At 64.6% G+C, this 23,157-nt stretch carries 21 protein-coding genes; 12 read left to right on the forward strand and 9 right to left on the reverse strand.

All coding sequences use genetic code 11. The annotated features are described in order from the left end of the window. Positions 1-304: 304 nt before the first annotated feature. Positions 305-1,198 carry a LysR family transcriptional regulator gene (locus tag Q0O95_RS04865; RefSeq protein WP_293695938.1) on the reverse strand — a complete coding sequence of 298 codons (894 nt, stop codon included), beginning with the start codon at positions 1,196-1,198 and terminating at the stop codon, positions 305-307. 90 nt (positions 1,199-1,288) lie between these two features. Between Q0O95_RS04865 and Q0O95_RS04870 the strand changes: the two genes are divergently transcribed. Then, entirely contained in the window at positions 1,289-2,224 is a 936-nt protein-coding gene (locus tag Q0O95_RS04870) for a DMT family transporter (RefSeq protein WP_293695941.1), read from the forward strand. Here Q0O95_RS04870 and Q0O95_RS04875 read toward each other — a convergent pair. From Q0O95_RS04875 to Q0O95_RS14075, 5 genes are all read right to left on the reverse strand, one after another. Beyond that, positions 2,221-2,397, reverse strand: a complete 177-nt coding sequence (locus Q0O95_RS04875; RefSeq protein ID WP_293695943.1) for a hypothetical protein — start codon at positions 2,395-2,397, stop codon at positions 2,221-2,223. The two genes, Q0O95_RS04870 and Q0O95_RS04875, sit on opposite strands and share 4 nt — an antisense overlap. Beyond that, positions 2,394-4,772, reverse strand: coding sequence for an NB-ARC domain-containing protein (locus Q0O95_RS04880; RefSeq protein WP_293695946.1), 2,379 nt, complete (start codon positions 4,770-4,772; stop codon positions 2,394-2,396). Before Q0O95_RS04880 ends, Q0O95_RS04875 begins: the two co-directional genes overlap by 4 nt. A 93-nt stretch (positions 4,773-4,865) precedes the next feature. Then, positions 4,866-5,972 carry an N-acetylmuramoyl-L-alanine amidase gene (locus Q0O95_RS04885; protein ID WP_293695949.1) on the reverse strand — a complete coding sequence of 369 codons (1,107 nt, stop codon included), beginning with the start codon at positions 5,970-5,972 and terminating at the stop codon, positions 4,866-4,868. Between the two features lie 90 nt (positions 5,973-6,062). After that, the gene (locus Q0O95_RS04890; protein WP_293695952.1) at positions 6,063-7,469 is read right to left on the reverse strand and encodes an MFS transporter; all 1,407 of its coding nucleotides are present in this window, start codon (positions 7,467-7,469) and stop codon (positions 6,063-6,065) included. A gap of 173 nt (positions 7,470-7,642) precedes the next feature. After that, positions 7,643-8,908, reverse strand: coding sequence for a DUF1345 domain-containing protein (locus Q0O95_RS14075; RefSeq protein ID WP_366516444.1), 1,266 nt, complete (start codon positions 8,906-8,908; stop codon positions 7,643-7,645). A gap of 270 nt (positions 8,909-9,178) precedes the next feature. Between Q0O95_RS14075 and dnaK the strand changes: the two genes are divergently transcribed. The 8 genes from dnaK to Q0O95_RS04940 all read left to right on the forward strand — a co-directional run bounded on the left by dnaK (position 9,179) and on the right by Q0O95_RS04940 (position 17,146). Then, complete coding sequence (gene dnaK / locus Q0O95_RS04905) at positions 9,179-11,032, forward strand: molecular chaperone DnaK (protein WP_293695955.1); 1,854 nt, start codon at positions 9,179-9,181, stop codon at positions 11,030-11,032. Positions 11,033-11,034: 2 nt separating this feature from the next. Further along, complete coding sequence (gene grpE / locus Q0O95_RS04910) at positions 11,035-11,670, forward strand: nucleotide exchange factor GrpE (RefSeq protein WP_293695958.1); 636 nt, start codon at positions 11,035-11,037, stop codon at positions 11,668-11,670. A gap of 13 nt (positions 11,671-11,683) precedes the next feature. Beyond that, positions 11,684-12,643 (forward strand): DnaJ C-terminal domain-containing protein, encoded by a 960-nt coding sequence (locus Q0O95_RS04915; RefSeq protein ID WP_293695961.1) that lies wholly within the window; start codon positions 11,684-11,686, stop codon positions 12,641-12,643. Then, positions 12,640-13,065, forward strand: a complete 426-nt coding sequence (locus tag Q0O95_RS04920) for a MerR family transcriptional regulator (RefSeq protein ID WP_293695963.1) — start codon at positions 12,640-12,642, stop codon at positions 13,063-13,065. The genes Q0O95_RS04915 and Q0O95_RS04920 overlap by 4 nt, the downstream gene beginning before the upstream one ends. A gap of 243 nt (positions 13,066-13,308) precedes the next feature. Beyond that, positions 13,309-14,433: a PLP-dependent cysteine synthase family protein gene (locus Q0O95_RS04925; protein WP_293696040.1), complete on the forward strand. Its 1,125-nt coding sequence runs from the start codon at positions 13,309-13,311 to the stop codon at positions 14,431-14,433. 4 nt (positions 14,434-14,437) lie between these two features. Then, positions 14,438-15,088 carry a hypothetical protein gene (locus Q0O95_RS04930; protein ID WP_293695965.1) on the forward strand — a complete coding sequence of 217 codons (651 nt, stop codon included), beginning with the start codon at positions 14,438-14,440 and terminating at the stop codon, positions 15,086-15,088. A gap of 73 nt (positions 15,089-15,161) precedes the next feature. Further along, positions 15,162-16,388, forward strand: a complete 1,227-nt coding sequence (locus Q0O95_RS04935; RefSeq protein ID WP_293695967.1) for a hypothetical protein — start codon at positions 15,162-15,164, stop codon at positions 16,386-16,388. 35 nt (positions 16,389-16,423) lie between these two features. Continuing rightward, on the forward strand, positions 16,424-17,146 hold the full coding sequence (locus tag Q0O95_RS04940; protein WP_293695969.1) for a class I SAM-dependent methyltransferase: 723 nt from the start codon (positions 16,424-16,426) through the stop codon (positions 17,144-17,146). A gap of 64 nt (positions 17,147-17,210) precedes the next feature. On the opposite strand, the gene Q0O95_RS04945 is transcribed toward Q0O95_RS04940, so the two are convergent. The 3 genes from Q0O95_RS04945 to Q0O95_RS04955 all read right to left on the reverse strand — a co-directional run bounded on the left by Q0O95_RS04945 (position 17,211) and on the right by Q0O95_RS04955 (position 20,145). Then, positions 17,211-18,035: a hypothetical protein gene (locus Q0O95_RS04945; protein ID WP_293695971.1), complete on the reverse strand. Its 825-nt coding sequence runs from the start codon at positions 18,033-18,035 to the stop codon at positions 17,211-17,213. Positions 18,036-18,196: 161 nt separating this feature from the next. Further along, positions 18,197-19,342 carry a hypothetical protein gene (locus Q0O95_RS04950; protein WP_293695973.1) on the reverse strand — a complete coding sequence of 382 codons (1,146 nt, stop codon included), beginning with the start codon at positions 19,340-19,342 and terminating at the stop codon, positions 18,197-18,199. 155 nt (positions 19,343-19,497) lie between these two features. Next, positions 19,498-20,145: a hypothetical protein gene (locus Q0O95_RS04955; protein ID WP_293695976.1), complete on the reverse strand. Its 648-nt coding sequence runs from the start codon at positions 20,143-20,145 to the stop codon at positions 19,498-19,500. 151 nt (positions 20,146-20,296) lie between these two features. Between Q0O95_RS04955 and Q0O95_RS04960 the strand changes: the two genes are divergently transcribed. From Q0O95_RS04960 to Q0O95_RS04970, 3 genes are read left to right on the forward strand one after another with little or no spacing between them, the layout of a single operon-like run. Continuing rightward, complete coding sequence (locus Q0O95_RS04960) at positions 20,297-21,238, forward strand: ABC transporter ATP-binding protein (RefSeq protein ID WP_293695979.1); 942 nt, start codon at positions 20,297-20,299, stop codon at positions 21,236-21,238. Positions 21,239-21,241: 3 nt separating this feature from the next. Then, the gene (locus tag Q0O95_RS04965) at positions 21,242-22,042 is read left to right on the forward strand and encodes an ABC transporter permease (RefSeq protein ID WP_293695982.1); all 801 of its coding nucleotides are present in this window, start codon (positions 21,242-21,244) and stop codon (positions 22,040-22,042) included. A gap of 14 nt (positions 22,043-22,056) precedes the next feature. Further along, on the forward strand, positions 22,057-23,157 hold the full coding sequence (locus Q0O95_RS04970) for a sensor histidine kinase (protein WP_293695985.1): 1,101 nt from the start codon (positions 22,057-22,059) through the stop codon (positions 23,155-23,157).

Genomic DNA, 23,157 nt, shown 5'->3' on the forward strand with positions numbered 1-23,157 from the left:
CGCGTGGGAGATCCAGCGCTCGGACTGTTTCCGGACGAATCCGGACAACGGCCCACAGGGCCGTTGTCGTACTAGGGAGGGGTCTACGATGCTTGAGCTCTTGAAGACCGAGAGGGTGCGAAAAACTTCGAAACATGACGGTCATGTTTCGAAGTTTTTCGCACCCTGGGCGGACGTAGTCGTCCCACCGATCAGCCGTCGCGCCGAGCAGAAGCGTCGTTCGGTGCGCAGTTTATGCCGGAAGTCTTCCCTCGTACCGACTCGAAGTCCGCACTGAACAGCTGCCTCGCCATCCCGCGCGGAGTTACAGAGCCTCGCACGAGGCGATGGCACTCGCCCGTTCGAGCGCCGCGCGAACGAGTGGTCGCTCGGTCGATCCTTTCGGGATGAGCGCGTAGATGAAGCGCGTGGGCGTCGGGCCGGTAACGGGCTTCAGTACGACGCCTGCGGGAATAGCGGGTGCCACGAGAGCGGGCACCAGCGAAATGCCGATGCCTTTGGCGACAAGCGCCAACGCACTCGAAAGATCTGTTGCTTCGATGCGGAAGTCGGGTTGGAAGCCGGCCGCGGCACACGCGTTCATGACGATCCTGTGACAAAAACCGTCGGTGATGTCGTTCGAAATCCAGTCGAAGCCGTCTAACTCGCCAAGCGGGATCTCATCGAGGTCGGCAAGCGGATGCGCAGTGGGAAGCGCGGCGACGAAGGCATCTTCGGTCAGCAGCCGAGCTTCGTAGCCGGAAGGCACCGCAGGGTCCCGGGGCAGCACGGTCAGCTGCAGGTCAGGTTTGGGGGAGCGAGCAGTGTCGAACTCATCGGCGAGCACGAGCTCGAGGCGAGCTTCTGGAAACTCATCGGCGAGGCTCGAGAGTATCTCCGGCATCCACGTGGGGCCGAGTGATGAGAAGTAGGCGATCGTGAGACCGGACCGTTGGCCGGTTCGCAGATCACGCGCGAAGTCTTCGAGCGCACCGAGTTCGCCGAGAACGCGGTCGATCTGCTCCGCGAGCTCAGCTCCCTGCTCGGTCGGGTCGAGGCCCCGCCCCGAACGAGCGAACAGGGGGATGCCGGTCGCGCGTTGCAGTGCTGATACCTGCTGACTGATCGCAGACGGTGAGTAGCCGAGCGCTTCGGCCGCGCCCCGCACCGAACCGGTGGCAACGACAGAACGCCATGCGCGCAGTTGCTGTATCTCCATGAAGTCACTCTAGCAACCATTAAGCAAAGCAGAACAGTGATTCAGGAACGTTTGCTTGTCTGTACGGTGAATCGAGAGCAGTATCGAAGTATGAGCACACAGCAAGCACCCCGACCAACGATCGCGACTCCGGGCAGCGGCCGCGAATCCCGCATGGTGATCATCGCGGCGATCGTGACCGTCGTTCTCTGGGCGTCCGCGTTCGTGGTCATCAGAAGCGTGGGAGAGCACTTCGGCCCAGGCTCAATGGCACTGCTTCGCATGATGGTCGGCAGTATCGTTCTGGGCTTGATCGCGGTCGTCATGCGCGTCCGATTGCCACGGTGGCGCGACCTGCCGTTGATTGCCGTGTGGGGAATCGCCTGGTTCGGCCTGTACAACCTTGCACTCAACGGGGCCGAAGTCGATCTCGATGCGGGCACGACGGCCATGATCGTGAACATCGCACCGCTCTTCGTCGTCCTGCTCGCGGGGCTCATACTACGAGAGGGGTTTCCGCGCCCGCTCGTCTTCGGGGCACCGTTGGCGTTCATCGGCGTGACGTTGATCGCGAGTGGATCCTGGACGGGCGATTTCGCGTTGCGCGGCGTCCTGCTCGCTTTCGGTGCCGCCGTGCTCTATGCGGGAGCAGCGCTGCTGCAGAAGCGGTTGTTGCGAAATACGAACGCCACTTCGCTCACGTTCACGGGAGCCGCGGCCGGCACCGTGATGCTCTTGCCCTGGTCGGGCGAGATGTTCGCCGACATCGTGCACGCGCCATTGTCAGCGACGCTCGGCGTCGTCTACCTCGGCGTCTTCCCGACCGCCATCGCATTCACGACGTGGGCGTACGTGCTGTCGCGAACGACCGCGGGAAAGACCGTCGCAACGACCTACGTCGTGCCGGCGCTCGTGCTGCTGATGTCCTGGTTCTTCCTTGCCGAAGTACCAACGCCCATCATGCTCCTGGGCGGCGCGCTCTGCCTAGGGGGCGTGTTCATCACGCGGCTGCCGTCGCGTCGTGGTGCACGCAACGTTCGAGACTAGCGCCCGTCGCCATCCCGCTCTTCGCGCTGCGCCTTGCGGCGCCTGAAGTAGTAGACGAACAGCGCGGCGGCGACGAAAGCCATCGCCGAGCCGGCAAGTCGATCCTCCGGCTGCGTGAAGATGACGTACAGCGCGTAGAGGAACACGACCCCTGAGATCACGAGCAGAATCACGATAGTTTCATTCGCTCGCGTACTTCGGCCAGCAGATGCTCGGAGGAGCTCAGCCGTGCTGAGTCGGCGGATGCCCTGCCCGCTTCAACGGCTCGTACGGCGGCTTCCTCGGCCGCCTGCAGATCCCCGGAGGCGAACACGATACGGGCCTCGGCCTGCGCCGCGAACGCAGTGAGCTCTCTGTGCCGCGTCTGACCCGCCAGTTCCTTCGCAGCTTCGAGATCTCGCTCGGCGTCATCGATTCGGCCCTGCTTCATCGCGAGCACGCTGCGCGAGGTCGTCAGGAACCCCAGCTGCACCTGGTGCTGCAGTTTCTTCGCGATTTCGACGCCGCGCTCGCTGATCTCGAACGCTGTTGCGAGGTCGCCACTCTCTGTCAGCGCATCCGTGAGGTTCAGGCTGAGGGCGAGTACCTCGCGGTCGTAACCCAATGCGTCGGCCCGCTCGATGGCATCGAGGCCGAGCTCGGTGCTTTCTTCGACTTTGCCGGCGCGATTGAGCACCTCGACGAGGTTGACGATCACAGGAAACTCGAGCCGGTCGTCGGGGCCGCTGCGGACGTGCGGCAACAGCTCCCGGAATGCCTTCTCGGCACCGGCGAGATCGTTCGCCAACGCCGCAGAAGTCGCTTGCGAATTCTTGACCGACATCAGGGACGGGATGACCGCCGGGTCGTCGATGAGCGACATGCAGAGGTCCTCCGCCCATTTCAGCGGCAGAGCGGCTTCCTCGCTGCGACCGAGCCGGAAGACCAGCAGCGCCGCCTCGCGGGTGAGTGCACGCATCTGCTCCCAGCGATCCCCGTGCTGCTCTGCCACGGCTCGCGTTCTGCGCTGGAGCTCGAGCGCCGCCTCGCCGTCGTTGCCGACGAGCCCGAGATAGTACATCAGGGTCGAGAGCCGGGATGCGCCGGTGAGATCGCTATTGTCGATTGCCTTGGCCGCTGTTGAGAAGACGGCTGCGATGTGCGTGTCGAGCCAGTGCCGCGCATCCGCGCGATCGAAGTCGCGGATCTCGAGCTCGCTCAACCACGGCACCCTGTGCGTGCCGAGTACTTCGAGCGACAACAGCACCGATGCGGTCGTCGTTGTGATGCCTTCCACGTAACGGCCGAAGGACTCCTGGAGTTCGGACGGCGGAGTGCTTTCGTGCGCGTTCGCCGTTGCAAAGCTTCGCACGAAGTCATGCATCGACCAGACTTCGCCCGAAACGCGAACGAGGCCCGTCTGCCCCAGCCGTTCGAGTATCCGACGGGTGGGTTCGCTCCCGTCGCCGAGCAGCCATCGCGCCTGATCGGGGTCTCCTTGCGTGCCGGGCAGCAGCGCGAGTTTCGTCAGGGCGGTGCGCAGTTCTGGCGGCAGTGCAGCATAGGAGCCTCGGATCCGCTGGTAGAGCGGATCGAAGGCGTCGCCCTGCCGTTGGAATGCGGCCGCGTGATCCTCCATCGTCCAGTTCGGTCGATCGCGGATGCGTTTCATGGCGACCTCGAGCGCAAGCGGAATGCCCCCGCAGCTGCCCACGAGGGAAGCAGCACCCGGCTCGCTCCCGTCGATGTCGAGCAGCGCAAGGGAGTCGCTGTCGCCGAGCGGATCCAGTGGGAGCTCGTTCGGAACCTCGAGTGGCCGACGGCTCGTCACGAGCACGTGCGCCCCTCCTGTGCCGGCAGGGAGGAACGGCTTGACCTGCGCAGCGCTCACGGCATCGTCGAGCACGAGCAGTACGCGCTTTGACGCTAGCCTTCTCTGCAGTTCTTCCGTAACCCTGGACGCTTCGAACGTGTGCTTCCAGCGATCGAGCAGCGCGCGTGCAAGTGCGCCCGGGTCAACGGGGGATGTTGCAGCGGAGTGACCGCGCATCGATACCCAGAGCGTCTCCTCGAACCGCTCCCGCAGACTGAACGCGACGCGTTCCGCAAGCGCGGATTTCCCGATGCCGGGCAACCCGACGATGCTCGCCGTCGCCGACTCCCGTAGATGATCGGCGACCGCGCGCAGCGCAGCCGACCTGCCGACGAAGCGTTCTGAGGAGGGGCCACGGCCCAACTCCACGATTTCCGGCAGGTGCAGCGGCCCGGACGCCGTCAGCCGGAGCGCTGCATCGCGCCACTGTCGCGGGTGAGCCGACTCGACGTCCAACGCTGCCACGATGTCCTCGACAAGCGCTGCATCCAGCCGTTTTCGGTTGGGTTTGAACGCCTCGTAGACGGTGGACTTTCCGGGTGCCGCGTGCTCCGAGGGAAGCCCCCGCGCCGTCCGGATCGCGCCGATGCTTCCCGCGATCTCGGCATAGGAAGGGCCGCCTGCCCGCGTTCGCAGTTGCTGCAGAGCCGCAATGAACTCGGGCACCGTCTCGATCTGCTCGATGGCAGGAACCACGACCCCTCCGTTCAGTTGGAGGCCGCATCCCGCGCAGCCCGAGTCCCAACGCTACCAGCGGCAACCGGCAGAGTTCGGGTGAGCGGCGGGAAACTACGCGCGCAGGAGGTGAGACCAGGTAATGGGCCCGACGGAGCCGTCGACGACAAGAGCGTTCGACTGCTGGAACGAGCGCACAGCGGAAAGCGTCGCGGGCCCGAAGGACTCGTCGACTGCGAGGCTGTGACCTCGATTGTTCAAGAGCCCCTGCAGTGCGGCAACCGCGAGGGACGATGCGCCCTCGTTCAGCGTCGGTGCGAGCGCACCCCAGGTGATGGGGCCGACCGAGCCGTCGACGACAAGACCGCTCGACTGCTGGAAGGCGCGCACCTGCGCGAGTGTCTCTGGCCCGAACGAACCGTCGACCCCGAGCGAACGACCGTTGTGCCGCAGCAGCCGCTGCAGTGCCGTGACCCTGAATCCGCTCGCCCCCTGGTTCAGGGTCGGCCAAGGCTGTCCGGTTGTCGGAGGGGGCTCCTCGCCGCCGCCGTCAATGCGGGCAGCGACCGCGTTCCGCAACTCCTGCAGTCGCGGGTAGAACGCGTTGCCGGGGCACTCCGTCGAGTTGAAGTCTCGGTGCCCCTTGATGGCGTTGACCGACAACCCGTACCTGGTGCAGAGGAATGCGATGAGTGCGACAAGCGATTCCCACTGCGCCGAGGTCGGCTGAATGCTGGTGAAGTCACCTTCGGTTTCAATACCCAGGCTCGTCGAGTTGTTGTTGGCTACGTGGCTGCCGATCGGAAACACGCCGCCCGTGTCGAGACCCTCGATCGTGCGGTGCCTGCCCTCCAGGACATAGCCCCCGCGGGAAACGCTGAAGTGCTGCCCGGTGTCGATCCAACCGTTGTCGAAGTGCCAGCCCTGCACCTGCCGAGCGATCGAGTAGGCGGCGTCCAGATCCGTGCCGGTGCCGTTCGAGCTGGCCATGTGGTGCACGACGATGTTCCGCGGCGTCGATGACATCGAAATCGTGCCGCGGGCGGGGGATGCTCCCCACGTTGCGCAGGGGATGATGTTCGGCCGTGCCGCAGCCCGCGCCGCGGGAGCCGCTGTGAACGTGGAACTTCCTACGAGTACGAGTGCTCCTGCTGCGCCGAGGGCGCCCGTTAAGAGTGCTCGTCTGCTGATGCCGGATGGTTCTTCCGAGGTGGTGTCCATGCACCCCAAGGGTAGGGAGGGCGTTTCGGTTCCGCACGGGGAGTTCTCCCCTTGCGGGATCTCGTCGAAACGTTCACTCGGGAAGGAGCCTCACGAAATGCTCGGGCGTTCCCGCTCGGGCGCCCGAACGAACAGCAGCAGTACGAAGCCGACCGCGAGCACGAGGGCGATGCCGAGGATGCCGTAGAGCGTCTGGTCCGCGAAGGCCGCGATGAAGACCGCCCAGAGTGCGGAGGCCATCCAACCGGCGGCCCGCCCCGTTGTCGCGTAGAGCCCGAAGAGCTCCCCCTCTCGCCCCTCCGGTGTGACTCGCACCAGGAACGACCTCGAAGCCGCCTGAGCCGGGCCGACGAGCGCCGCCAGCACGATTCCGACCGCCCAGATCACCGGCGTGCCTCCTCCTGCGCCGAAGAACACCGTCAGGCAGCAGGCCACGAGGCCGCCAACCGAGACGAGTATCACCGGTTTGGGGCCGAAGCGGTCGTCGAGCCTGCCCGCGAAGATCGTTGAAACACCCGCGACCAGATTGAGCACGATGCCGAAGATCACGAGGTCGGTGAAGCCGAAACCGAACACCTGCCCTGCGATGACGGCGCCGAAGGTGAACACGGCGCTGAGCCCGTCTCGGTACACGGCGCTCGCGGCGAGGAACCAGACCGTGTGGCGCGACTCCCGCCAGAGACGCACAATGGTTCTCACGAGTTCGACGTAGCCGGCGAAGAAGTTGACTTTGCGACTGTCCGGCGTCGCGGGCGGTTCGGGAATCGCCACGAGAACGGGAATCGAGAATGCGACGGTCCAGATCGCGGCGCCGAGTGCAACGATCTGGAACGTCATCGGGTCCTCGCCGTCGAGAACACCGGTGAAAATTGCGGCGACGACCAGCGCCAACGCGAAGATGCCACCGATGTACCCGAAGCCCCAGCCAAGACCACTGACGCGGCCGACAGTCCGCTTGGTCGAGACCGTGACGATGAGCGCGTAGTAGTTGACGGCGGCGATCTCACCGAAGACGCTGCCGGCTGCGATGAGGGTGACGCCGAGCCAGAAGAGCGCGGGGACGCCGTCGACGAAGAACATCCCGAGCTGGGCGAGGACGAGCAGCCCGGTGAATACCGTAAGCATCGTCTTCTTGCGGCCCGCGGCATCCGCCCGCTGACCGAGGACGGGCGCGAGCAGCGCGATGAGCAGACCCGCGATGGTGATGCCCCACCCCAGCTCGGTTGCGAGGCGCCCGAGCCCACCGCAGTACTCGGTCAGGGCGTTCTCACCGCCATCGCAGTTCAGCCGGCCGCCGTCGGGCTGAATGCCGCTGGCAGCGAGATCAGGGTCGAGGAAGAAGTACGAGGTGAGGAAGCTCGGTACCCAGACGAAGGTGAGCAGCACCGTGTTGAACGGTTGCGTCGCCCAGTCCCATAGGGCCCAGGCGTATATTTTGCGCTTCGGGATGCGGGGCTCGCCGTCGTGTGTCTGCGGGGGTATCGGGGTCGCGTTCATGCCTTCAGCGTCCGATCCGGCCGGGCGACAGCGCGCGTTCGTAGAGATGCTCGGTGGCGGATGCGGCCGCGGGGACCGACGGCGCCGCCTGCTGTTCGGGGGTGCTCACATCAGCAGCCTATTCCGCCGATGTCACGAAATGGTGAAGAAGCTGCGAATTCTGTTCGCTGCCTCTAGACGACGAGCGCGATCAGCAGCGCGATGACGACGGTGTTGAACAGGAACGCGACGATCGACTGCGCGGTGACAGTCCCGCGTGCCCGGGATGAGGTGAACCGGATGTCGCCGGGCCCGAAGGTCGTGTTGATCTGTGCCGACACGTAGATGAAGTCCCGAAACCGTCGCCGGTCATCTCCGTCGTCGGGAAAAGCAATGCCGTCGCCCGACGCCCACATTCTGGCGTATTCGAGTGCGAAGGTGGTCAGCAGCAACAGCCAGGCGCCAAAGAGACAGGCGGCAGCGGCGAATGTGATCGAGGGATCTTGACCGAATGCGCCGGCGATGACGAGGGAGCCGACGCCGAGCAGAGCGATCATGACGACTGTCGATGCCCACGTCACGGGCGAGTTCATGACCGTTCGCCCGGGTCGTGTGCCCAGCAGGCGTTCTTTGAACTGCCGTCCTCGTAGCCGCCGGAACGCCAGTACCGTGACTACGAGATAGAACGGCCCCCAGAATGCGTACACCAGCAATGCGGGGAGCAGCCCGTCGAAGAACGCGAATATCCAATTTTCCCCGTGGTCGAGGCCGATGGGTTCGAGCACACGGGCGAGCAAGACGGCGATGCCCGCGGCAAAGAGAATGGAGATCCACTGATGCCACCAGTCTTGTTGGTACCAACGGACCGGCTTTGCGCGGGATATCGAGTCCGGGCGAACTCTGTGAGGGTCCGCCGAGCGCGCATCCTGTTCTGCCAGCGCCTCGCGCGCCAGCCCCAATGCCGCGACCGTGTCGACGTCGCCGATCTCGCCGGTGGTGCACATTCGCAATGCGTCGTCGAACGGTACGCGTTCGACGCTGAGGATGCCCTCCTCTTCCTGGTGCTCACCGACATCGTCGTTCTGCAGCAGGCCCGTGGCCAGGAACATGTGGTGTTTCGCTCTCGCAACACCGTTCATAGCGTCGAGTGAGGCCAGCGGACGCCACGTTTGCGCCGTATAGCCCGTTTCCTCCAGCAGCTCCCGCTGCGCAGCTTCGAGAGGCTCGTGATCGTCGAGCCCGCCCGCCGGAATCTCGAGTGACTCGCCCGTCGTGTGCCGGTCGAGCCGGACGAGCAGCACGTTCTGCTGGTCGTCGACGGCGACGACGAAGGATGCGCCTTTGGTTTCCACGACCCCGTACAGGCCGTCGGAGCCGTCGGGTCTGACCACCTCCTGCTCGCGAACGCGTATCCACGGGTTCTCGTAGGCGATACGCGTCTTCTTCACCGGCCATGTCACGGTCTCAGTCTAGAAGGCGGCAGCGCGCTGCGGTTCGAGAAAACTTGATATAGCTCGACTCAGATACTTGACAACGACCCGCGGGGGCGTAGAATTGAGTCATGGCGACTCAAGGTTTCATTGAGCGTCGCGTAGATCATTGCTGATCCGTTCGATTCCGGGGGACGAGCCCACGGGCACTTGGGGGAGTGCCGGTGGGTTTCTCCGCCGGAATCACCGGAAAGCGTCCGGTGATCCGGAAAGACCAAGACAGTAAGGAGAACACCAAGCATGGGACGAGCAGTAGGTATTGACCTCGGCACGACCAACTCGGTCGTAGCGTTCCTCGATAACGGGAACCCGACCGTCATTGCTAACTCGGAAGGCACGCGCACGACCCCGTCGATCGTCGCCTTCGCAAAGGACGGCGAAACACTCGTCGGCGAGCCGGCGAAGCGCCAGGCGGTCACGAACGTCGACCGCACCATCGCTTCCGTCAAGCGCCACATGGGCACCGACTGGAAGACCGACCTCGACGGCAAGCCGTACACGCCGCAGGAGATTTCGGCGCGCATCCTGACGAAGCTGAAGAACGATGCCGAGGCATATCTCGGTGAGAAGGTGACCGACGCGGTCATCACCGTTCCCGCGTACTTCAACGACGCCGAGCGTCAGGCCACGAAGGAGGCCGGCGAGATCGCGGGCCTCAAGGTCACGCGCATCATCAACGAGCCGACGGCGGCAGCGCTCGCCTACGGCCTCGAGAAGGGCAAGGAAGACGAGCTGATTCTCGTCTTCGACCTCGGTGGCGGAACCTTCGACGTCTCGCTGCTCGAAGTGGGCAAGGACGACGGATTCTCGACCATCCAGGTTCGCGCAACCGCAGGCGACAACCGCCTCGGCGGTGACGACTGGGACGAGCGCGTCGTCGAATGGCTCATCAAGAAGTTCAAGGAGTCGACGGGTGTCGACGTCTCGGGCGACAAGATCGCGAAGCAGCGCCTCAAGGAGGCTGCTGAGCAGGCGAAGAAGGAGCTCTCGAGCCGCTCCTCGACGAGCATCCAGCTCCCGTACCTCTCGGTGACGGCCGAGGGCCCCGCGAACCTCGACGAGACGCTCACGAGGGCGCAGTTCGAGCAGATGACCAGCGACCTGCTGGACCGCACGAAGAAGCCCTTCGAGGACGTCATCAAGGAGGCGGGGGTCTCCGTCAGCGACATCGCACACGTCGTGCTCGTCGGTGGTTCGACCCGTATGCCGGCCGTGACCGAGCTCGTCGAGAAGCTGACCGGCGGCAAGGAGCCGAACAAGACGGTCAACCCGGACGAGGTCGTCTCAGTCGGTGCGGCCATCCAGGCCAGCGTGCTCGCAGGCGACCGCAAGGACGTTCTGCTCATCGACGTTACGCCGCTCTCGCTCGGAATCGAGACCAAGGGCGGCATGATGACGAAGCTCATCGAGCGCAACACGGCCATCCCGACCAAGCGGAGCGAGACCTTCACGACGGCGGAGGACAACCAGCCCTCCGTCGGCATCCAGGTCTTCCAGGGCGAGCGCGACTTCACGCGCGACAACAAGCCGCTGGGCAACTTCGAACTCACTGGCATCGCACCCGCTCCACGCGGCATCCCCCAGGTCGAAGTCACCTTCGATATCGACGCCAACGGTATCGTGCATGTCTCGGCAAAAGACAAGGCCACGAACCAGGAACAGTCGATGACCATCACGGGCGGGTCGAGTCTCTCGAAGGAGGACATCGATCGCATGGTGAAGGATGCGGAAGAGAACGCCGCTGCCGACCAGGAGCGTCGCGAAGCTGCCGAGCAGCGCAACACGGGCGAAGCGCTCGTCTACTCGGTCGAGAAGATTCTCACGGATAACGGCGAACAGCTGCCTGAGGACGTCAAGACCGAGGTGCAGGCCGACGTGGATGCGCTGAAGAGTGCACTCGCCGGTGACGATGATGCCGCTGTCAAGACGGCAGTCGACAAGCTGCAGGAATCGCAGACGAAGCTCGGCGAAGCCATCTACCAGCAGGCGCAGGCCGATGGCCAGGAAGCGCCCGAGGGTGACGCGGGAACCGACACGGAGGACGATGTCGTCGACGCTGAAGTCGTCGATGACGAGGACGAAGAGAAGAACTAGCGATGGCGAACGACAGCAACCCCGAAGAAGAGCCGGTGTTCCGCGACAAGCGGCGTATCGACCCTGAAACGGGCGAGCTTCGAGACCCGGGAGCCTCGGCTTCGGCCGAGGCTCCCGCCTCCGAAGACGCGCCCGAAGGCGAGGAGACGCTCAGCGACGCGGACGAAGCGCTGCTCGCCGAGACGCGTGCATCCATGACCGAGGAGGTCGAAGCCGCACAGGCGGAAGCCGCCCAGCACAAGGATGCCCTCGCGCGTCTGCAGGCAGAGCACGTGAACTATCGCAACCGCATCGAGCGCGAGCGTGCGGGAGACCGTGACGCAACCGTTGCCGGAGTCGTCGAAAGGCTACTGCCCGCGCTCGATGACCTCGACCTGGCACGCAAGCACGGCGACCTCGAAGACGGCCCGCTCGCGCTGGTCGCCCAGAAGATCGAGGGCGCGTTCGAAGCTCTTGACGTGCACCGCGTCGGTGAGGTCGGCGAACGGTTCGACATCGCCAAGCACGAGGCGATCGCACAGCTGTCGAACGCGGAGGCGACCGAGGAGACCGTCGCCGACGTCGTGCAGATCGGGTACCGCGTCGGCGACAGACTCCTGCGCGCCGCGAAGGTAGCCGTACAGGTACCTGCAGAATAGAAGGGGGGCGAGTGTGGCTAGCAACGACTGGATTGACAAGGACTTCTACAAAGTCCTCGGCGTGCCGAAAGACGTCGGCGAGAAGGATCTGAAGAACGCGTATCGCAAGCTCGCTCGCCAGTACCACCCGGATCAGAACCCCGGCGATACGGCGGCCGAGACGAAGTTCAAGGAGATCAGCGAAGCGAACGCTGTTCTCTCCGACCCCAAGCAACGGCAAGAGTACGATGCGATTCGGGCGATGGCCGGAGGTCGTCCGCGTTTCGCCCCCGGAACCGGCGGTGCCGGCTTCGAGGACGTGTTCGGGGGCTTCGGGGGAGGCCCGCGGGTGCAGTACTCGCAGGGCGACTTCGATGATCTACTGGGTGGACTCTTCGGCGGACAGGGCGGGTTCGCGCCACGCGGGGGCGGCTTCGGCGCCCCTCCCAAGGGCCGGGACATCGCGGCGAACGCATCCCTCGACTTCCGCAGCGCGGTGCAGGGTGACACGCTCAAGCTCACGGTCGGCGGTCGATCGATGAACGTCCGCATTCCCGCGGGCGTGCACGACGGTCAGAAGATCAAGATCTCCGGGCGGGGCGAGCCGTCGCCGGCAGGAGGCCCGGCAGGAGACCTCGTGGTGACGGTTTCCGTTCGATCACATCCCGTCTTCAAACTCGACGGCTTGCATCTGCGCGTGGATGTCCCCGTCAGCTTCTCCGAAGCGGCGCTGGGGGCGACGATAGAAGTCCCCACGCTCGGTGGTGAGCCCGTGAAACTGAAGGTTCCGGCAGGTACGCCGTCCGGGCGCGTCATGCGCGTGAAGGGCAAAGGTGTGCAGTCGAAGAAAGGAACGGGCGATCTCCTGGCGGCCGTGCAGGTTGCCGTGCCGACGAACCTGGGCCGGGAGCAGAAGAAACAACTCAAGGCCTTTGCCGATTCGCTCGGCGAAGAGTCGCCGCGCGAAGACCTCTTGGCGAAAGCGAAGCTATGAGACGCGGCAACCTCGACGATATAGACGAGAACACACCGATCCTGTCGATCGCTGCTGCAGCGGAACTTGCGGGTATGCACCCGCAGACGCTGCGGCAGTACGACAGGATCGGTCTCGTTGAACCCCGGAGAACCGCCGGCAACACGAGGCGCTATTCCCTGCGTGATGTCGCTCAATTGCGCGAGGTGCAGGCGCTGTCGGCGGAAGGCGTATCGCTCGAGGGCATCCGGCGAGTGCTGAGTCTCCAAAACGAGAACGCTCGCCTGCAGCGGCGCGTTCGTGAACTCGAGGAGCAGCTCGAGCAGTTCGAGTCCGAGAGCCGGCGTGTTTTCGCTGCCGGCGAGCGTGGTGTGACGAGCATCCGCTTCGGTTCGCGGCCCACGAAATCCAACGCGGTCGTCGTCTGGCGCAAACCACGCTAAACCCCACCTTGTTCCAGGGGTCAAAATCTCGGTCTATGTGACGAGCCAGCCCCTAATGCAGGGTTCTCTCTCGATACAGAACGACTTTTTGCCCTCGCATTGTTGGGGAAGGGCTCTGGCGCGGTCGTCCGCCTACTCCGCATTCGTTCGCTTTATTCCATGACCTTGTCACATTGTTTCTTCTTATGGGAATGTGGGTCTGGAAGCAGTGTCGAACAGAAGGACGGATGACCTGTGCAGTCGCTGTATGAAGAGCCCCACGACATCGATCGGTACGACGCAGATTACCGAGACTGGCTCGCGGATTCGATTCGACGCCTGCAGTCGGACGAGAACAGGTCCTCCGACACCCACCTCCTCGCGGTGCCGCTCCCGGCCGAGTGGGGAATCGACCTCTATCTCAAGGACGAGTCGACGCATCCGACGGGCTCGCTCAAGCACAGGCTCGCGCGATCGCTGTTCCTCTTCGGTCTGTGCAACGGGTGGATCCGGCCCGGTCTGCCGGTGATAGAAGCCTCGAGCGGGTCCACCGCGATCTCGGAGGCGTACTTCGCGAGACTCATCGGCGTCCCGTTCATCGCCGTCATGGCGAAGACGACGAGCCAGCAGAAGGTTGACCTCATCACCTCCTACGGCGGCACCTGTCACTTCGTGGACAATCAGGGTGACGTCTACTCGGCGGCCGCCGAGCTCGCGCGAACGACCGGCGGCCACTACATGGATCAGTTCACCTACGCGGAGCGCGCAACCGACTGGCGTGGCAACAACAACATCGCCGAGTCGATCTTCGATCAGTTGCGGCTCGAGCGCTTCCCGGAGCCGGCCTGGGTCGTCGCCACGGCCGGAACGGGGGGCACTTCGGCAACGCTGGCAAGGTACATCAGGTACTCGGGCAGGGCCACCGGCGTGTGCGTCGCCGACCCGGAGAACTCTGCCTTCTTCACGTCCTGGCACCAGCGAGATCCGTCGGCGACGACCGGAATCGGCTCCCGCATCGAGGGCATCGGTCGCCCGCGGGTCGAACCGAGTTTCGTCCCCTCCTGCATCGACCGCATGATGCGGGTACCGGATGCGGCGGCGATGGCGTCGATTCGCTTGCTGGAGCGGTTGCTCAGCAGGAGAGTCGGAGCATCGACGGGCACGGGGCTCTGGGCAGCGCTGCAAATCGTCTCGGAAATGCGCGAGCAGGGCCGCACCGGCAGTATCGTCGGTCTGATCTGCGACGGTGGCGAACGGTACCTCGACAAGTACTACGCGGACGCTTGGCTGAGGAGCGAAGGGCTCGAGATCGGACCGTACGCGCGCCAGCTGGACGACTTCATGCGGACGGGAGTGCTCGCGCCCTCACCCGAGGAGATGCATACTTGAGGTTATGAGCACCGAGCGCGGCAATTCTCCCGACCCACAAGAGTCTCCTGAGGTGGACGAGCGCGAGCTCACACCCGAGGAGCAGTGGAAGCAGCGACAGCGTCGCGGCTCGTTCGCAGCCGGCGCGCTCGCCATGCCGATCATCGGTCTCGGAGTTACGCTCATGGCCGTGCCGCTGGGCATCTGGTACGTCACGACCGTTTTCAAGACCGTCATCGTCGTGATCATGAATATGGTGGCGGGCGAGGAGGAGGCCGCGGAGGTCAACACGGCACTCGGCAACATCGACCCCGGTTCCATGTCTGCGGTCTCGATCTCGCTCGTTATCGTCGGTGTCGTCCTGTTGGCCGCAGCCTTTGCGCTCAGCTACTTCATGCTTCGCGCCTACGACATCGAACGCCCGCTACTGGTCACGACCTTCAGCGCACCGATGGCGACCGTGCTGGTCGCGGTCGTGAGCGCTTCAATCGGAGCACTCGGCGGGCTGATGTTCGAAGGGGCGACGCAAACGGTCGAAGGAACCCTCAGCAGCGCACCGTGGGGAATCGCGGGATTCGCGCTTGCGTCCATCGCGGTGTCCGTAGTCATCGGCGCGGGCGTCTGGTGGTGGGTCGGCCGAATCCTGCGCTCAGCCGACACTCAAACACAGCACTAGATTCCTCCAAGCAACACTCAGCAGCCTTTCCTATCCTGGGAGTGTCCATTTCGTCGACCGCAGGAGGGTGCACATGCCTGACCTCGTTCCTGCCAAGCGCGGCGAGAATACCCCGGTACCCGCCGACGTCGAGACGAAGAAGGTCGAACGGGCGGCAGGGTCACAGCCCGACGATCTGCTGATTCCGAAAAGCTATCTCGAGCAGCGTGCCGAAGAGCGGCAGAGCCGCGGTCACACGTACGCGGAACTCTACGACGTGGCGAAGGGTGACGGGAAAGCCGATGCGGTGAGCAATCCCGTACCGCGCACCGCGGCACAGCCGCTGTCGGCAACCAACCCTATGACGGTCAATCCCATGGCAGCCCCGGCTCCCGTGATGTCCGGCCACGCGGTGCCTGGCTACGCGGCGCCGAATCACTCGGTGCCGAATCATGCCGAGCCGCACTACGCTGTGCAGGGATACTCGATCCCCGGCACGTACGCCGATTTCGCTCCCGGGGGCCAGCTCGCGCATGCCGTGCACTACGCACAGCCCCGCTATGCGCAACCACCGTTCTGGCAACCGCAGTTCTGGCAACCGCAGTACGGGCAGTATCAGTATGCACAGCCGGGATTCACGCCCCATTACGTTCCGCCGCAAGAGCCGTGGAAGCCCGGCCAGCGAGCCGCGGCGCTCTGGGGGTCCTTCTTCCAGCACACGATTTTCGCAATCGCGGTGCAGATCTTTCTCTATGGCAGCCTGTTCCTGCTCTTGGCAGCCACCTCCTGGCAGGACGCGGAGGGCATCTTCATCGACGATGTGCCGACGACGCTGACAGACTTCATGGTGTGGTTGGCGAAGCCGGAACACCTGCTCCTGTCGTTCGTGCTGGTACTCATCGTCGTAGGAGCGCTCTTCGTCACTGCGTACTATACGGGTGCCGGATGGCAGCGGGCGAAGGGGCTGCAGGGTCGCGCGAAGTCGTTCTGGCTGACGACGATAACCGGCGGCAGCATCTCCTTCTTCACCTTCGCGATCTTCTCACCCATAACGCTCTTCGCCTGGCTCATCATCGGGCTGCTCTTCGGTGCCGGTGGCAACGCAGGGCTTTGGGCGAGCACATTCATCTTCATCCTGCTCGGCGCCGTGATCAATGGCTTCGTGTGCATGGGCTTCGGCCGCCTCTTCCTCAGTAAGGCACGGCCGCCGATCGATTTCGCCAAGCTTGCAGCAGAAGCGGAGGCCAGGGCGAGAGCGCAGGACGAACAGGCGCTCGCGGGAGAGCCTGCCGAGGAACGTTTCCGCATTCACGGCACCTGAAGACCACGCAGAGGCATCCCTGCAAAGATGGTGTCGTGCACGACTACGACCCGAGAATTGTCGACCTGTACGACGGCGACAACCCAGACGGGCCCGACCACGACTACTATCGTTCGCTTGCGGACGAGCTGGATGCCGCATCCATTCTCGACATCGGTTGCGGAACGGGCATCCTGACGGTCACATTCGTGCGGCAGGGGCGATCGGTGACGGGAGTCGACCCCTCGCCCGCGATGCTCGCGAAAGCCCGGGCGCGCTCGGGTGGCGAAGAGGTGGAGTGGATCGACGGTGACTCCTCGGTCGTTCCGCATCGCGAGTATCGGTATGCGGTCATGACGGGCAACGTCGCGCAGCACATTCCCGACGGCGACTGGGAGCGTACGCTGGGCGATGTCGCACGGGTCATGCAGCCCGGTGGCGTGCTGGCGTTCGAGAGCAGAAACCCCGAGGTTCGCGCGTGGGAAGCTTGGGCGGCTGAGCCGGAGTCCACGCGTGAAACGATGCACGGCCGATTGCGCGAGTGGACGGAGGTCGGGCAGCCCAAGGACGGTCGGGTCGTGCTTACCTTTCACAACGAATTCGTGGCGAGCGGCGAGCATCTCGTGCAGCAAGAGGTGCTCGCGTTCCGTTCGAAGCACGAGATCGAGCGCGCCCTCATCGGGGCAGGATTCTCGGTTCGAGCGGTGCACGGAGGGTGGGGCCGGGAGTCGTTCGAACCGGACTCGCGACTGATGATCTTCGAAGCCGTTCGCAATTGAAGAGGAACCCCCGACCTCGTGGCCGGGGGATCCTTCTACCGCTTACGCGTCGTGACAGGTTCGCTTAGCGTCCTGTGTCCACGCTGTCCGGCGGCGTGGGCTGGTCGGGGTCGTCGCTCGAGTCGTCGTCATCGTCGCCCTCGACCACAGTCAGCCAGTGGCTGACGGTGCTGTCGGCGCCAGCGAGGTCGACGCGGAACTGCGAGTCGACGGGCACGAGTGAGCCGTCATCGTAGCTGATCGTGATCTCGACGATACCCGCGCCGTTCTCATCGAGCGTGAGGGTTTCGACGTCACCGATGGACTCGTATTCGCCTGTCTCGGGGTTGAAGTGGAAGATCTCGCCCGTCACTTCGGCGTTGGATGCGAAGCCGGTGAGCTCGAGGTCGATGCCAGCGGCCAGTTCTGCTGCAGTCACTTCGCTGGGGCCGTCGACCGTGGCGCCTTCGAGGATCGTGAGGGACACGTTGTCGGCCCAAACCCACACGTCTTCGCCGTCTTCCGTGTAGACGTAGCCGGCGCTCGCCGAGTACTCGGGGTAGCCGTCAGCATCCGGTGCAACCGGGCCCGCTCCCTCCGGGAGCACGACACTGGCGTACGTGTCGTCGGGCTGGAGTTCGGCATCGGCGTCACCGACGAGACCGCCACCGTTCTGGCCCATCGATCCGACGGACACGACGACGCGGTCGACCTCGACCTCCAGGTCCTCCGGTAAGGTCACGCTGAAGGCGATGCCCTCGCCCCAACTGCCCGCCGTGAAGGTGTCGTTTTCGATCTCGAACGAAGGGGCTGAGGCCTCTTCCTGAGCCATTGCGGGTGCTGCGACGAAGCCGAGGCCGAGCGCCATGGCACCGGCGAGAACCGCCTTGCTGCGTTTTGTGATTTTCATGAGTACCTTTCGTGCGCGCACTCGACGTCGCTGCACAAGCGCAGTTTAGCAAGAGAATCGGTCTCAGTTCGCTGGAATCTTCCTGAAAGAAACCGGTAGCCCCGGGGCCGAAGTGGCGCGGGGCTACCGGTGTGTTCCAACCCGAACGGGGATGCCAGTGGCTAGAGCCCCGTGTCAACCCGCTCAGGCGGTGTCGGAGGCGGAGCGTCTACGCCGCTGACGGTGATCTCCAGCGAGACGGAACCGGAGGCACCGGAAGCGGTGATCGTGTAGACGTCGCCGGCGACAGCGCCCTCAATCGATGCGACACCCGCAGTGCGGCCATTGATGCCGGCGACGGCGGCGTCCTCGTGAATGACCTCGGCGTCGATCGAGTAGGTGACCTCGATCGATTCTTCCGGCTGGAAGCCGAACAGTGCGACGTCGACGCCCTCTGCGAGTTCTGCCGCGGAAGCGTCGTTCGGACCGGTGATGTCGAGCTCAGGGTCGATCACGAACAGGTCGACGTCGTTCGAAACGATGTCCTCGAAGGTCCACTCGCCATCTTCTGCGACACCGTAGAGAGCAGAGACGACGTAGTGGGCGTCGCCCTCGTCCTCGGCGATCGCGGGAGCACCCTCCGGCTCGAGCGTGATCGTGTAGCTGCCGTCCTGGCCCTCATCGCCCCAGAGTGAACCGTCGGCGATTATCTCGAACTCTTCGCCAGTGACTTCGTAAACGAAGAACACGACGTCGAAGACATCATCCTCCGTGACGCCCTCGCCGAGCGTGAGCGTCGCCTCGATGCCGTCTCCCCAGCCGTCCGTCGTGAAGACGTCATCCGACACCGACAGCTCGGGTGCCGGGTGCTCCGTGGCCTCTTCCTCGTCCTGCACGATCGTCAGTTCGACAGCGGTTGCGGGTTCGCGCTGGCCCGAGGCAACACCGTCGGTCCAGCTGAACAGTGCATTCGCGGAGTAGCTCGGGTACCCGTCCGCGTCGGGCGCTACCGGCAGGGTGTCCGGTAGGACGGTTCCCGTCCAGGTACCGTCCTCTTGCTCTTCCGCCTCTGTGAGGCCGATGAGACCACCGCCGTCGGTCTCCTGCGCCGAGACCTCGAGTTCGACGGCATGGATGTCCAGGGTGTCGGGAACATCGAAGCTCACGGTGAATTCGACACCGTTGCCCCAATCGCCCTCCGTGAAGGTGGTCTCAGCAAGTTCGAAGCTGATCCGCTCCTCCTGAGCCACGGCGGGCGCTGCGGCGAAACCGAGGCCTAGGGCCAGGGCGCCGGCTAGAGCCGCCTTGCTGCGTGTTCCGAGCTTCATGATTTCCTTTCGTGCGGCAACCGAGATGCCGCAGAAACAACAAAAACGAGCGCGCTACTGCCCCGTGCCGTCAGCGGGTGCGTCTAGAAAAGCAGCGTTTGCGCATCTAAACCATAGCAAAATCACAGGAAAGTGGGCAGTGAGGGCGACTTTCGTCACTCGGTGCGTGTTGCGACGATGATGTCGTTCTCTGTTGAAGCGCCCGTGTTCGGGTCGATGATGCAGGTTATGACGACAACGCGGTTCGCATCGTGCGTCCAGATGTCCTGATCTCCGATCTCGGTCTTCAAGATCTCGAGTTTGTCCTCAACGACGTACAGTTCACCGAGGTAGGTGAACGTGTCGCCCGCCTCCAGCGCCCGAATCGCGTCTCCCGCGCAGGCGCCTCCCGGGCAGGCATGAGCGAGGACATAGTCGGTACCGCCGTTCTCCGGGTACCCGTGATCGGGGTCGACGATCTGCCACCAACCCTCGCCGTTGTCCGGAGGATCCCAGACGGGCGTATAGGGCATGTGGTTGACCGAGTCGATCGCGATGGCGACCTCGACCTCCGGTTCTTCCGTCTCCTCTTCTGAAGGCGTAGGGCTCGCCGACTCTTGCACCGTGAACGAGGGACGCGGCGAGGGAGCGGCCTCCTCAGCCTCCTCCGGCGCTGTGAACATCCCGGTGCTCCACGCGATCAGCACGGCGATGATCGCGGCAGCCAGCACGCCGCCTCCCGCGAACCAGGGCCAGCGCTTCTTCCGCTCGGGCCTATCCGCAGCTTCGGCCGCTTCGACCGGTTCGGTGCTGTCGTCTGGCATGGTGCGCATCCCCTTCGCGCGAGAAAAAACGGGAGACAAGCAGATGCAAGCTCTGCAGCACATCGTACCGAGCCCCGGCGTGACAGTTGTCACGTCGCAGAGATGACAACGCCCCAGTGCGCGAATCGGCTCGCCGGAGAAAGCTGGAACCATGACCAAAACATCGCTCTCCTCACCGCCGGTCGCAATCGACGATCCGGCAATCGACATCAGCGGGCTCACCCGGCGCTTCGGGCGGGGAGAGCACGTCGTGCGGGCCGTAGACGGCATCTCCTTACACATACGCAAGGGAGAGATCGTTGCGCTGCTCGGCCCGAACGGGGCAGGCAAGACCACTGCGCTCGACATGCTGTTGGGGCTCAGCGACCCGAATGAGGGCACACTGAGCGTGCTCGGTATGCATCCGCGCCGTGCCGTAGGCGCAGGACGGATCGCTGCCGTGCTCCAAACCGGCGGGCTGCTGCCCGATCTCACGGTACGCGAGACCGTCAGCGTTATCGCCGGACTCCACGGGGCGCTGCATCGCGTCGCTCATGTCATGGAACAGGCCGGGCTCGAGCCCATCGCGGGTCGTCGCATAGGCAAGTGCTCTGGCGGCGAACAGCAGCGCGTCAAGTTCGCGCTCGCGCTCATCCCCGACCCCGACGTGCTCGTTCTCGACGAGCCGACGGCGGGCATGGACGTCACGGCGCGGCGCCGGTTCTGGGACGTTATGCGCCAGGATGCCGACTCCGGTCGCACGATCCTGTTCGCGACCCACTACCTCGAAGAGGCGGAGCAGTTCGCTCGCCGTACGATCGTGCTCGACGAGGGCAAAGTGGTCGCCGATGAACCCACTGCGAAGCTGCGTTCTTCGCTCGGTGGCCGCACGGTGGCGGCAACACTGCCGCAGAGCGGCGACGCCGACGAGCTCGTCGCGGAGCTGCGCAACGCGTCGGACGCGGAAGAGCTCACACTCGACGGCGATCGGTTAACGTTGCGCACCGGTGCTTCCGACGAACTCGCAGCGCGGCTGCTCGCGCTCGGCGCATCCGACCTTGAGATCGCCGCCCCGAGCCTCGAATCCGCCTTTATGGGCCTCACGAAGGAGTAGACCATGACCACGAAAACCACCGCAGTGCTCCCTGCGCGACCCAAACGCACGCTGTTCGGGCCGACGCTGTTCAGGATCGAAGCGATTCGCCAGCTGCGCAACCCCTACACGCTCGTCTTCACACTGACGCTGCCGGTCATCATGTATCTGCTGTTCGGCGCGTTCATGCCCTGGGGCTCCGAGCTGATCGGCAACGGCAACGTCTCGTTCCAGGTCATGGTCTCGATGGCCGGCTTCGGAACGGCAACCGCGATGAGCTCACTGTGCTCACTGGCCGCCTCCGAGGTTCGACAGGGATGGGGGCGCCAGATCGCGATGACACCCTTACCGGTCGCAGGTTACGCGTTCACAAAGCTCATGGCGGCGCTCACGTTCTCCGCGTTCTCCGTGCTCGCCGTCTACATCGCCGGCGCAGCGACAGGCGCCGAGGTCAACGAACTCTGGCGCTGGTTCGCCTGCGCAGGCATCATCCTGGGCATCGGCGTCATCTTCGGACTGTGGGGAATGGGCGTCGGCATGCTGCTGAACCCGGACTCCGCCGCGGCCCTTGCCTCGATTGCGATAACCCTGTTCGGATTCTTCGGGAACGTCTTCATGCCGCTGAGCGGCGCGATGCTCGACATCGCCAGGTTCACGCCGATGTACGGCTACATCGCGCTCGTGCGGTGGCCGCTCACGGGAGGCGAACTGGGCGACGGGACGAGCGACCCGCTGTGGCTGCCCATCCTGAGCGTCGTTGTCTGGACGGTGCTGTTGTTCGCGCTCGCCTACGCGGGTGTCGTCCGCTCGCGCCGCCGTGCGTAGATAGGCTCGGCACTATGAACAGGGCACCGTCCGCATCGACTCGGAGCGCGAGCCAGAAGGACCCGTGGGAGCGCTACGGCTGGCTGATGGCGGTCGTGTGGATGGTGTTCCTCGTCTACCCGATCCTGGAACTCGTCAGATCCGCGGCGCCGCTCTGGTTGCTCGTCCTTGCCTGGGCAGGGCTCGTGGCTTTCGCAGCGGCGTACGTCATCGGCTTCGTCGTCGGTATGCGTTCCGGATGGGGGCGTCCGCCACGGGCGGTCTTCGTCGCGTTCTTCCTGTTGATGGTCTTCGGAGGCGCGACCCTGCCCGTTCTGGGATGGTATTCGCTCTCGTTCCTGCCCTTCATCATGTCCTACGCCGCGTACGGGTTGCGCGGCGCGTGGCACTGGACGACGACGGTCACCTCGGTGGCACTGGCAGGGAGTGCGCTGCTGGCGCTCGGGCCGTCGGGAGGCGTGCTGCCGATCTTCGCCATCGTCTGCATCCTCGCGGTCGTGAACTCGATCAACACGTGGCTCATCAGCCGCAGCGTGCAGGCCGACAAACTGCGACTCGATCTCGCAACGAGTCGTGAGCGCGAAGCCATCGCCCGCGATGTACACGACCTCATAGGGCACACGCTCACGGTCGTCAAACTGAAGTCCGAGCTCGCTGAGCGACTTGTCGACCGGGATCCGGACGCCGCGAAGCGCGAACTCGAAGCGATCTCGTCGCTGACTGCCGAGGCGATCGCCGGCGTCCGCAGCACGGTCACGGGGCTGCGCGCATCCGAACTGGATGAGCAGCTGGAAGCCAGCAGAAGCGCCCTGGCCTCCGCAGGGGTCGAGCTGCGCGTCGAAGGTACTCCCGAGGCGATGTCTCCCGCGCAGTCGCTCAGCGCGAGCTGGATCGTGCGGGAGGCGGTCACGAACATCCTGCGGCATGCGGGGGCCACGCGGGTGAACATCGAGCTGAAGCCCGGAACCCTGACGGTCGTCGATGACGGACGCGGTGTCGAGGGACCCGCGGGAAACGGGCTGCGCGGCATGGCCGAGCGGGCATCCGCATCGGGCGCGGTGCTTGCCGTCGAGGACGGCGCCGACGGCGGTACGGCAGTGAGCGTGAGGTGGTGA

The organism is uncultured Agrococcus sp. (genome assembly GCF_945915485.1).
Lineage (GTDB): Bacteria > Actinomycetota > Actinomycetes > Actinomycetales > Microbacteriaceae > Agrococcus.